Genomic DNA, 10,842 nt, shown 5'->3' on the forward strand with positions numbered 1-10,842 from the left:
AGGCCTACTTGCCCAGGTTCTGCACCACGAACTCGATCGAGCGGACGAGCTGGCGCACGTCTCCGGGCTCGATCGCGGTGAAGGTGGCAACCCGCAACTGGTTGCGGCCGAGCTTGCGGTAGGGCTCGGTGTCGGAGATCCCGTTGGCGCGCAGGGTCTTGGCGATGGCGGCGGCATCGATCGCGTCGTCGAAGTCGATCGTCGCGACCACCTGTGACCGGTGCTCCGGGTCGGTGACATACGGCGTCGCGAACGGCACGCTCTCGGCCCAGTCGTAGAGAACGGATGACGATTCAAGGGTGCGCGCGGACGCCCACGCCAGGCCGCCGCTTCCGTTGATCCAGTCGAGTTGGTTCTCGATCAAAAGAAGCGTGGCCACGGCCGGAGTGTTCAGAGTCTGGTTGAGGCGCGAGTTGTCGATCGCGTTCTTCAGGCTGAGGAACTCGGGAATGTAGCGCCCGCTCGCGGCGATCTGCTCGACGCGCTCGATCGCGGCGGGGGAGAAGAGCGCCATCCACAGGCCTCCGTCGGAGGCGAGGTTTTTCTGCGGCGCGAAGTAGTAGACATCCGCCTGGTCGGCCTCGTAGTCGATACCGGCCGCCGCGCTGGTGGCGTCGATCACCGTCAGGGCGTTGGGCTCGGCAACCACGCGGGTGACCGGAGCCATGACGCCGGTCGAGGTCTCGTTCTGGGGCCAGGCGTAGACGTCGACACCCTCGGTCACGACGAACTCGCTGCGCGATCCGGCCGGGGCCTTGACCACGTCGGGCGCTTCGAGGAACGGAGCGGCCGCGGCCGCGGCGAACTTGCCGCCGAACTCGCCGAAGACGAGGTTCTGGCTGCGGCGGAGAATAAGGGAGAACGCGGCGGCGTCCCAGAACGCGGTGGACCCGCCGTTGCCGATAATGACTTCATAACCGGCAGGGGCGCGAAGGAGGTCCGCGAGGCCGGTGCGCACGCGACCGACCAAGTTCTTGACGGGTGCCTGGCGATGGGAGGTGCCCATCACACTCGCGCTGAACTCTAAGAGGTGTTCGAGTTGTCCTTTTCGAACTTTCGACGGGCCGCAGCCAAATCGTCCATCATCGGGCAGAAGTTCCGTGGGAATTATCAGGTTCGACATAGGGCGATTCTAACGGCCGCTCTCGCGGCGATAAGGTTGGGCAGTACGTACCGAGCCGAGAGGAACGCTGGGCATGACGGATCTCATCGACACCACCGAAATGTACCTCCGCACGATTCTCGATCTCGAAGAGGAGCACATCGTTCCCCTCCGAGCACGCATCTCGGAACGCCTCGGGCACTCCGGGCCGACCGTGTCGCAGACCGTGGCCCGGATGGAACGGGATGGCCTCGTAGTCGTCTCCGGCGACCGGCACCTCGAGCTCACCGTCGACGGACGCAGCAAGGCCGTGCATGTGATGCGCAAACATCGGCTTGCGGAACGCCTGCTCAGCGACGTAATCGGGCTCGAATGGGAATTCGTCCACGACGAAGCATGCCGCTGGGAGCATGTGATGAGTGAGCGGGTGGAGCGCAAAATCCTGGAGATGCTCGATCACCCGACCGAGTCTCCGTATGGCAACCCCATCCCCGGCCTCGATGAGCTGGGCGATTCGCCGGCCGTCGCGTTCATGGCCGGGGTGACGAGCCTCGTCGACCTGGTCGCCGGATCTGCCGGTCCGGTCACCGCCGTGGTGCGCCGTCTGGGCGAACCCGTTCAGGTCGACCCCGAGCTCCTGGCCCAGCTGAAAAACTCCGGTGTGCTCCCCGGGGCCACGGGGGTTTTCTCCGCCGTGGGCTCCTATGTGCTCGTGCAGGTGCATGGGTTCGAGGACGGACTGGAACTGCCCAACGAGGTCGCCGGCCACATCTTCGTCGCCACGCCGGCAGCGGTCGCCTAGCCATTCGGCGGTCACCGCCTGCCCCGTCACCATTGATCACTCGCCCCACAATTTTGTTATCAATATGTTAGAAAAAGTAGCCTGCGGCGTGACAAACGGATGAGCGTCAGTTAGCTTGGAGTCGTCCACAGTCCAGATTCCGGTCGACGGACACGGATCAAGACGCCTTTCTTGCCCGTCTCTTGATTCGTTCCTTACACACGCGACGAGCGCAGTGGACGGGGCAACTACCTAGTGTTGTCGAGGCGTCGGAGGTAATCACTTTGGCCGCATTGGGTAAGAAGATCTTCCGCCGAGCCCCGAACTCGGTAGCCACCACCGGATCCATCACCCGCGCTTCCATCACCAACGACAATGAACACGCGGAGCTCAGCCACTATCGGGCCGCCAGCCCCCGTTCCGGCCGGCGGTCACGCCGCCGAGGCGCCGTGGCGAACATCGTGTTCATGACTCTCGCCGGCGGCCTCGTCGCGACCATGGCCATCCCGGCCTATGCGTTCGCGCCGACCGAAAAGGAGTACGCGTCAACGGCCTCGGCCGAGTTGACCGAATCGGGTGCGCAGTCAGTGGCGGTCGCCGCCGCGGCCGATACCGTGAGCGTCGCGCGCGACGGGTTCACCGCCACCACCCCCGAGGAACTGGCGGCGGCAGCGGCCGCAGCAGCGGCGGCCGTTGCCGCGTCCGAGGCAGCGGCAGCCGAGGGGCGCCGACAGGAAGCCGCGGCCGCGATGACCTCCTATGCCGCGTCGTATTCCGGTCCGTCGTCGGCCGACTACCTGGCTGCCCCGGCATACCCGAATTTCGATCTGGCATCCGTCTACAGTGTCGCGGCCGGCTACCAGGGTGTCCCCTATGTCTACGGCGGGGCCACCCCGGCCGGCTTCGATTGTTCCGGTTTCATCATGTACGTCTACGCGCAGTTCGGCATCTCGCTGCCGCATTCCTCGACCGGGCAGGGCGCGGCGGGCACCCGAATCCCCGAATCTGAGGCTCAGCCGGGTGACCTCGTCATCATGGACGGCCACGACGGGTTCTATGCAGGCAACGGCAACATCCTGCATGCGCCGTATGAGGGGGCGGCCGTGCGCGTGCAGCCGATCTGGACCAGCTCGTACTACATCGTGCGGCTCGGCATCTGAGCCTGCCGGAAGATCCGAGCCGGCCGGCTGCCAGATGAATGTTTCGTAACACCTAGCAGATTCGGCGTCCCGCGCTTCGCGGTGGCGCCGAATGTGGGTTAACCTGTTGCTCTGATGTTTTGCGAGTTTTCGGGAGAGCCCATGCGCGAGCGGCGCACGATCCACACCATGGATGTGCGCTGCCGCTCCGCGCTGCGGCAGAGCAGTCGAGCAAACTTGAGTTGCGCGTGTCAGGGACACCGTGTGGTCGGTAGGGCGTTGTCATGGTGACGGCGCCCTTTTTGTTTGCCTGTTCGCTCCTTCTCACTGACTGTCGTAGTTCGAATGGCTGGAAGCCGTCCAGCCCTTTTCGAAAGGGAACGCATGCGCACACTGGTCCTCAATGCGGGGTATGAGCCCCTTGCCGTGGTGTCCTTCAAACGAGCACTCGTGCTGGTCATGAATCACAAGGCAACGATCGTGCAGGCCGACCAGGGGCATCCGATCTGTGCCGCCTCCGGTTCCTGGGAGCGACCGAGCGTCATCTTGCTCACGCGTTACGTGCGCATCCCTCGGTCCAGGGCCGTGCCGGTCAGCCGTCGCGGCGTGTTGCGCCGGGACGAGCATCGCTGCGGGTACTGCGGCAAGACCGCCAGCACGATCGACCACGTAATGCCTCGGTCGCGCGGAGGTCGGGACACCTGGGACAACCTCGTGGCCTGCTGCCTGCGCTGCAACAACCTTAAAAGCGACCGGACGCCGGCCGAGATGGGCTGGAAACTCCTGTTCCACCCGGGATTGCCGGTCGGCACGACCTGGGTGGTGCGCGGCGCTGAGCGGCCGTTACCGCAGTGGGATGAATTCCTTGCTCCTGCCGCCTGACCCGCGAATGTAACAGGGATGTAACGCCCGAAGGTGACTTCCCGATCGCCGTCGCCTATGGTTGAGGAGCACCGAACCTCGATCTCGGTGCGTTAGAGGATCTTCTTTTGCCCCAACCCGGCGTACCCGGCACTTCTGGTTCGCCAGAGACCCCGATTTTTTCGCTCTCGCGCCGCGAACTGCGTGCGCAGCGTGAGGCGGCAGAGACCCGAGCCGACGCCACCGTGAACACTCCGGTGCGCATGGACGTGCCGGTGGCTGTGCGCATTCCCGATGCGGTTGCGGTGGCGGAAACCAAGGCTCTGGACCTCGAAAAGGCATCGATCGCGGCGCGGAGCAACCGGCTCAATCCGGTCGCTCCCCCGCGGGTCGCACCGGCCGTCAGCCGCCCGGTGCCCCGGTCGCGCCGCCGGCGGCCCATGAAAATCGCCGTGACCCTGCTGGCCATTCCGGGACTGTTCCTCACCGCCGGCCTTCCGGCCTATGCGTTCGCGCCCGGTGCGAGCGACACCGCCTCGACGACTTCGCGGGTTGCCGACACGCAGGGCGTCACGGTGGACAGTGGCGCCGCAGCCATCACCGTCGCTCGCGACGGTTTCACGGCGACCACGAGCGAGGAACTCGCCCAGCGGGATGCCGAGGCCAAGCGTGCACTGGCCGCCCAGCAGACCGCCGAGGCAGCCCGATCGGCTGCCACCGACTTCGCTGTATACAGCGTGCGTGCCAAGGGCGACGACTACCCGTGGTTCGACCGGGCCACCGACACCCAGGGCGGCGGGCTGTCTCCGCTTGGCTACTATTACCGCGAATGCGTGGACTTCGTGGCATATCGGCTCAACCGCGACGCCGGGTCGACCGGCTCCCCGTGGACCTGGACCTGGAGCAAGCTCACCCCCAGCGGCGGCAACGCGAGCAACTGGGCCAGCGCCTGGGCTGACCAGGGCTGGGCCACCGGCGACACTCCCGTCGTCGGCGCGGTCGCCTGGTTCAACTACAACCACGTGGCCTACGTGCAGTCGGTCAACAGCGACGGCTCGGTCATTCTCGAGGAATACAACTGGAACGGCAGTCACGCGTACAACACGCGCACCGTGTCGGCCAGTGAGGTTCCGCTCTTCCTGTACCCGCCGACGTAAGCGCGTCGCAGCGGTGCGCTGCGGCGCCGGCAGACAACCACTAAACTTCAGAAGCCAGCCTCTGTAGCTCAACGGAAGAGCAGTTCCGTCCTAAGGAAACGGTTGGGGGTTCGAATCCCTCCAGGGGCACCACTAATCATCGGTCGATGCCGACCGACCAGCACATCGCCCTTGTGTCGACGTGTCCACGGAGCGGTCGACTTCCTCCTTTAAAGTCGGGGAATTTCCCGTTTCGTCACGGAAATAGTGTGATTGATCTGATTGGCAGATTTGGTTTGAATTCCTTCCCGGAGTCAATGACGCTAATCGACCTCACTCAGCGGCGGCGCAACGGATGCGCGCACGAATCGATCGATGGCGAAGCCGAGGAGAGCACCCATGGCAAAAATAGCGTGCGCGAAAAAAGCGAGCGAGCACCGTCGGCCGACGATTCCCGCAAACCCGACTCGCTGAGCGAGATCGCCAAGCCGTCCTGGCGGTATGTGCTGCGTCAGCAGCCCCGTCCCGTCCTGGTGACGCTCGATCGGGACGTAGACCCGGCCTCGCGATATCCCCAGTGAAAGCGCTGCAGCGTCGACCGCAGCCCTGCCCACAGTTCTCCGCTCGGGCAGTTCAGCTCGTCGCCGGCGGTCGGCGTCGCCCTCGTCGTCGGGATCCTGTTGGCGCTGTGGTCGGCATCCGGGTGCGTCGGCGCGTTCAGCCGGGATCGTAATCCTGTACTAGGCAACCCCCAACCCCCAACGCCCAGCAGCCCAAGTTCCGATGGATCAGCCTGGGTGCGTTACTCGCATTCCTCACTCTGGTGATCTCCTCATTCCTGTTCGGCCTCTACGTCACCATTTTCTCCAACTACGACCGCACGTATGATTCCCTGACCGGCATCGTGGTGTTCCTGCTCTGGCTGTGGATAGCCAACCTCGCCCTGCTCTTCGGTGCCGAATTCGACGCCGAGCTGGAACAAGGCCGTGAGCTGCAGGCGGGCATCGCCGCAGAAGAAGAACTTCAGCTGCCGCCGCGGGACACCCGCAAGAGCGACAAGGCCGCTGACAAGGTACAAGAGGACATCGCGATCGGCCGACGGTTGCGGCTGAACAGACGAACGAGTGACGACAGCGAGTCGAAGAAGAAGAAATAGGGCGACGGCCGGGAACCGGTTGGGGATTCGAATCCTTCCAGGGACACCCAGCCTCCGCGCACGGATGGCGAGGTCCGGATTGCTCCCAACCTCGCCTCCGGGTGTCACTGAGCGTCATTCCCCGGGGCGCTCCAGGCCCTAGTTGTAGAGCATCCCGCCGTCGACGAGCAGGACCTGGCCGGTGACGTAGTCGGAGTCGGGGCCGGCGAAGAACGACACGATCTTGGCGACGTCCTCCGGGGTCTCGATGCGGCCGAGCGCGATGCCGTCGACGTTTTCCTTGAGGTTCTGGCCGAGCGGCTTGCCGTTGATGGCGCTGAGCTTCTCGTCGATCAGGTCCCACATGCCGGTGCCGACGATGCCGGGGGCGTAGGCGTTGACCGTGATGCCCCGAGGTGCGAGCTCCTGGGCGGCAGCCTGAGTGATGCCGCGGACGGCGAACTTCGAGGCCGAGTAGGCGCCGAGGATGGGGAAGCCCTGGATGGCGGCGATGGAGGCGGCGTTGATGATCTTGCCGGCGTGGCCGAGTTCGTCGAGCTTCGCGACCGCGGCCTGGATCCCCCAGACGACGCTGTTCACGTTGATGCGGAAGATCTTCTCCAGATCGTCCGCCGTGACCTCGAGCATGGGCGTGACCTGGGCGATGCCGGCGTTGTTGACGATCACGTCGAATCCGCCGAGCTTCTCGGCCGCGGTGTCGACGGCGGCGAACACATCATCGCGGTTGGAGACGTCGGCGGTGACGAAGACGGCCCTGCGCCCGAAAGCTTCGATTTCGGCGACGACACCGGCCCCCTTTTCTGCCTGGAAGTCGAGGTCGGCGACGGCGATGTCGAAGCCGTCCTGGGCGAGGCGGAGTGCGATGCCGCGTCCGATTCCCTGCCCGGCTCCGGTGACGAGTGCGACTTTGTTCGAAACGGTCATGGTAGTTCTCATTTCTGGTTCGGGCATGCTGAGCGCCGTTTGGCGTCGTTAACCCGCAGCCCTGACGGTGTCGGTCAGACGATCATCCGGACCCCTTCAGGCTAGGCGACAGATCTGTCGACCGGTTCGCCGATGTTATCCGGTCACGCGGTACACGCCTCAGCAGCTAGCGTCGATGTATACGATCACCACACTCCGGTCGTCTCCGATGATGCACACGTCCCGGAGACCACCTCGTCTGGAGTGCCTCATGATTTCCCCCCGCATCGCGTTCGTCGATGTCGACGGCACGCTCATGGAGACCGGCTCGATGATCGCGGAGTCGGCGATCGACGCGGTGCGCGCCGCCCGGCACAACGGGCACCTGGTGTACCTCAGCACCGGACGGGCGTCCGTGGAGATCTACCCCGCGATCCGCGACATCGGATTCGACGGTTTCATCAGCTCCGGCGGCGGGTTCGCGGAGATCGGCGATGAGCTCGTGATCGAACGCACGATGCCCGAAGCGGCCGTGGCCCGCATGATCAGCTTCTATGAGGAGTCAGGGTACGACTTCTACCTGCAGTCCTTTGACGAGCTGTTTCCGAGCCCCGGCGTGCATGACCGCTTCGCGGACTACTACGCGTCCGGCGAAAAGCGGAAGGCGGGAGCCGGGTATGCGACGGCATCCGTCACCGGTGCCGTCGCACACCCGGCGCTGAAGGCCTTCGCCGATGTGCGCCCCTTCAGTCTCACGGGCATCGCGAAGTCGGTGTTCCTCGCCGGCGACCTCCGGGCGTACGACCGGGTGTCGGACGCGCTCAGCGGAGACTTCCATGTCATCACCGGAACCATCCCGCACATGGGGCGCGGCAGCGGCGAGGTGACGCTGAATGGTGTGAACAAGGGCTCCACGATCCTGCGGCTCCTCGACCGGCTCGGCCTCGACGCGGCATCCGCCCTCGGCATCGGTGACAGCAGCAACGACATCGAGATGCTGCAGGTCTGCGGGGTCGGCATCGCCATGGGCAACGCCTCGGATGCCGTCAAGGCCTACGCCGACGAGGTCACCACCACCGTGCAGGGCGACGGCGTCTGGAACGCCTTCCGCCGCCACGGTCTGATCTGACGCGTCGCGGCACCCGTCGCCGGTGTCACCGTAACCGGACACCTCCCTGTTACCTGCGGGTTCTAAACTGGTGGCGCGCGGTGGCTGGCACCGCGACCTGGACGAGGAGCCTGCGTGACCCTGACCCCGATTGAGCCCGGCCAGGACGTGCTCGAGGCCGGACACCGCGCGGCGCCGGCCCGCACCCTGGTCGACATCCTGCTCGCGACCGCCGGTCGGCATCCGGGCGCGCTCGCCCTCGAAGACGTCGACGGGGCGATCAACTACCGGGATCTGGTGCGCCTGGTCACCGAGCAGGCGGAGCAGCTCAGTCGCCGCGGGGTGCGCCGCGGCGACACCGTTGGCATCCGGATCCCGTCGGGAACCCGGGAACTGTATCTCTCCATTCTGGCGACCCTTCTGGTCGGCGCCTCCTACGTGCCCGTCGACGCCGACGACCCCGAGGAACGCGCCCGGCTCGTCTTCGGCGAGGCCCGGGTCGTGGGCGTGATCGGGGCGGGCGGCGTGTTCGAGGTGCGCACCGGCATCGACGCGGAGATGTTCGCCGAACGGATGCTGGCGCCCGGGGACGACCTGGCCCTCGCCGGCACGATCGGCGCCATGCCGGCCCCCGACGACGATGCCTGGGTGATCTTCACCTCGGGCTCCACCGGGGTACCAAAGGGGGTGGCGGTGGCCCACCGCTCCGCCGCCGCGTTCGTCGACGCGGAGGCCGACCTGTTCCTCCGGTCGGACCCGATCGGTCCCGCGGACCGGGTGCTGGCCGGCCTGTCTGTGGCCTTCGACGCCTCCTGCGAGGAGATGTGGCTGGCCTGGCGGAACGGTGCCTGCCTCGTCTCGGCGCCCCGCTCCCTGGTGCGCTCGGGGGTCGACCTGGGCCCGTGGTTGATCAAGCACGGCATCACCGTGGTGTCGACGGTGCCGACCCTCGCGGCCCTGTGGCCGGAGGAATCGCTGGAGCGGGTGCGGCTGCTGATCTTCGGCGGCGAAGCCTGCCCACCCGAGCTCGCCTCGCGCCTCGCCGTGCGCGGCCGGGAGGTCTGGAACACGTATGGCCCGACCGAGGCCACCGTCGTCGCCTGCGCCGCCCTGCTCGACGGCCGCGGGCCGGTGCGGATCGGGCTTCCTCTGGCCGGCTGGAACCTTGCCGTGGTGGACGCCGCCGGTGCCCGGGTGGCCCACGGCGAGACCGGGGAGCTCATTATCGGCGGGGTCGGGCTGGCCCGCTACCTCGACGCCGGCAAGGACACCGAGAAGTACGCCCCGCATACCGAGCTGGGCTGGCACCGCGCCTACCGCAGCGGCGACCTGGTGCGCTACGAGCGCGAGGGTCTCGTGTTCGTCGGCCGGGCCGATGACCAGGTCAAGCTCGGCGGCCGGCGTATCGAACTCGGCGAGATCGAGGCGGCCCTGCGCGCGCTCCCGGGGGTGGCCGGAGCGGCCGCGGTCGTGCAGAGAACCCCGGCCGGCAACCAGATCCTGGTCGGCTACCTGGCCCAGGTGGAGGGGGCCCTCTTCGACCGGGCGGCCGCCAACATTCGTCTGCGCGAAGAGTTGCCGGCCGCGCTCGTGCCGCTGGTGCACGTCGTCGACGAGCTGCCCACGCGTATCTCCGGCAAGGTGGACCGCGGTGCCCTGCCCTGGCCCCTTCCCGCCACCGGGGGTGAGCAGGCGGAGGCCTTCTCGCCGACGGCGGCGTGGCTTGCCGTCGGCTGGGCCGCCATCCTCGGGGTGTCGGCCGACGGCCCCGACGCGGACTTCTTCGCCCACGGCGGCGGGTCGCTCTCCGCGGCCCAGTTCGTGTCGACCGTCCGCGAGCGGTTCCCCGACACCCGAGTCTCCGACATCTACGACTACCCCCGGATCGGTTCCCTCGCCGACGAGCTCGACGGACGCGCACCCGCGGCGGCGAGTATCGTGCGGGAGGTTCAGCCGGTGCCCCGGCGCAGCCGCCTCGCCATCACCCTGCTGGGCGTGCCGCTGCACGTGCTGGTCGGCGCGCGCTGGCTGGTCTACCTCTCGGCGGCGAACAACCTGCTCGCGGGCTGGTCTGGCGCCTCCTTCGCGCCCACCATCTCCTGGTGGTGGGTGGCGCTCGGGTTCGTGCTCTTCGTCACCCCGCCCGGCAAAATGGCCATCTCCGTCGTCGCCGCCCGGCTGCTGCTGCGCGGCGTGGAGCCCGGCAACTATCCGCGCGGCGGATCGGTGCACCTGCGCCTCTGGCTCGCCGAACAGGTGGCACTGCTCTCGGATGCCGTGAGCCTGGCCGGTGCCCCCTGGATCAGCTACTACGCCAGGGCTCTCGGCGCCCGCATCGGCACCGACGTCGACCTGCACTCCCTGCCGCCGGTAACCGGAATGCTGGACATCGGTGCCGGGGCAGCCATCGAACCCGAGACCGACCTGTCCGGCTACTGGATCGACGGCGACGTGCTGCGCATCGGGCCGGTGCGGATCGGCGCCGGCGCCACGGTCGGCTCCCGCAGCGCACTGCTCGGCGGCGCCGACATCGGGCGGGGCGCCGTAATCGAGCCGGGCTCGGCCGTCTCCGGACCGGTGCCGCCGGGTGAACGCTGGGCCGGGTCCCCGGCCGCCCGCATGGGCGCCGCCCGCGGCTCGTGGCCGGCCGAGCGCC

At 67.1% G+C, this 10,842-nt stretch carries 10 protein-coding genes and 1 tRNA gene; 9 read left to right on the forward strand and 2 right to left on the reverse strand.

From position 1 onward, the window contains the following. Window positions 1-4: 4 nt before the first annotated feature. Window positions 5-1,123 carry a phosphoserine transaminase gene (gene serC, locus E3N86_RS01805; protein WP_134511210.1) on the reverse strand — a complete coding sequence of 373 codons (1,119 nt, stop codon included), beginning with the start codon at window positions 1,121-1,123 and terminating at the stop codon, window positions 5-7. A gap of 73 nt (window positions 1,124-1,196) precedes the next feature. Between serC and E3N86_RS01810 the strand changes: the two genes are divergently transcribed. From E3N86_RS01810 to E3N86_RS01835, 7 genes are all read left to right on the forward strand, one after another. Further along, entirely contained in the window at window positions 1,197-1,904 is a 708-nt protein-coding gene (locus E3N86_RS01810) for a metal-dependent transcriptional regulator (RefSeq protein WP_134342244.1), read from the forward strand. A gap of 263 nt (window positions 1,905-2,167) precedes the next feature. Then, on the forward strand, window positions 2,168-3,043 hold the full coding sequence (locus E3N86_RS17090; RefSeq protein WP_241985911.1) for a C40 family peptidase: 876 nt from the start codon (window positions 2,168-2,170) through the stop codon (window positions 3,041-3,043). A gap of 363 nt (window positions 3,044-3,406) precedes the next feature. Then, complete coding sequence (locus E3N86_RS01820) at window positions 3,407-3,904, forward strand: HNH endonuclease (protein ID WP_104100118.1); 498 nt, start codon at window positions 3,407-3,409, stop codon at window positions 3,902-3,904. Between the two features lie 242 nt (window positions 3,905-4,146). Beyond that, the gene (locus E3N86_RS01825) at window positions 4,147-5,040 is read left to right on the forward strand and encodes a CHAP domain-containing protein (protein ID WP_134511211.1); all 894 of its coding nucleotides are present in this window, start codon (window positions 4,147-4,149) and stop codon (window positions 5,038-5,040) included. A 57-nt stretch (window positions 5,041-5,097) separates the two neighbouring features. Then, window positions 5,098-5,172 (forward strand) — tRNA-Arg (locus E3N86_RS01830). A 116-nt stretch (window positions 5,173-5,288) separates the two neighbouring features. Then, window positions 5,289-5,600, forward strand: coding sequence for a hypothetical protein (locus E3N86_RS17200; protein WP_241985912.1), 312 nt, complete (start codon window positions 5,289-5,291; stop codon window positions 5,598-5,600). A 212-nt stretch (window positions 5,601-5,812) separates the two neighbouring features. Continuing rightward, window positions 5,813-6,175 (forward strand): YihY/virulence factor BrkB family protein, encoded by a 363-nt coding sequence (locus tag E3N86_RS01835; RefSeq protein ID WP_370295277.1) that lies wholly within the window; start codon window positions 5,813-5,815, stop codon window positions 6,173-6,175. A gap of 138 nt (window positions 6,176-6,313) precedes the next feature. Here the strand turns inward: E3N86_RS01835 and E3N86_RS01840 are convergent, their stop codons facing one another. Further along, window positions 6,314-7,099, reverse strand: coding sequence for an acetoin reductase (locus tag E3N86_RS01840; RefSeq protein WP_104100116.1), 786 nt, complete (start codon window positions 7,097-7,099; stop codon window positions 6,314-6,316). Between the two features lie 250 nt (window positions 7,100-7,349). Between E3N86_RS01840 and E3N86_RS01845 the strand changes: the two genes are divergently transcribed. Both E3N86_RS01845 and E3N86_RS01850 read left to right on the forward strand, forming a co-directional pair. Beyond that, complete coding sequence (locus tag E3N86_RS01845; RefSeq protein ID WP_166784970.1) at window positions 7,350-8,207, forward strand: Cof-type HAD-IIB family hydrolase; 858 nt, start codon at window positions 7,350-7,352, stop codon at window positions 8,205-8,207. A 114-nt stretch (window positions 8,208-8,321) separates the two neighbouring features. Further along, window positions 8,322-10,842: amino acid adenylation domain-containing protein (locus tag E3N86_RS01850; RefSeq protein ID WP_370295276.1), on the forward strand; the 2,521-nt coding region annotated here is incomplete at its 3' end.

Origin of the sequence: Cryobacterium sp. Hz7, assembly GCF_004402815.1 — a bacterium.
In the GTDB taxonomy this organism is placed as follows: Bacteria; Actinomycetota; Actinomycetes; order Actinomycetales; family Microbacteriaceae; genus Cryobacterium; species Cryobacterium sandaracinum.

What these genes read in the sequence shown, in the direction of transcription:
- E3N86_RS01845 (WP_166784970.1), top strand. Translation starts at nt 7,350, where the DNA reads ATGATTTCCCCCCGCATCGCGTTCGTCGATGTCGACGGCACGCTCATG.
- E3N86_RS01840 (WP_104100116.1), bottom strand. Translation starts at nt 7,099, where the DNA reads ATGACCGTTTCGAACAAAGTCGCACTCGTCACCGGAGCCGGGCAGGGA.
- E3N86_RS01810 (WP_134342244.1), top strand. Translation starts at nt 1,197, where the DNA reads ATGACGGATCTCATCGACACCACCGAAATGTACCTCCGCACGATTCTC.
- E3N86_RS01825 (WP_134511211.1), top strand. Translation starts at nt 4,147, where the DNA reads ATGGACGTGCCGGTGGCTGTGCGCATTCCCGATGCGGTTGCGGTGGCG.
- serC (WP_134511210.1), bottom strand. Translation starts at nt 1,123, where the DNA reads ATGTCGAACCTGATAATTCCCACGGAACTTCTGCCCGATGATGGACGA.
- E3N86_RS01820 (WP_104100118.1), top strand. Translation starts at nt 3,407, where the DNA reads ATGCGCACACTGGTCCTCAATGCGGGGTATGAGCCCCTTGCCGTGGTG.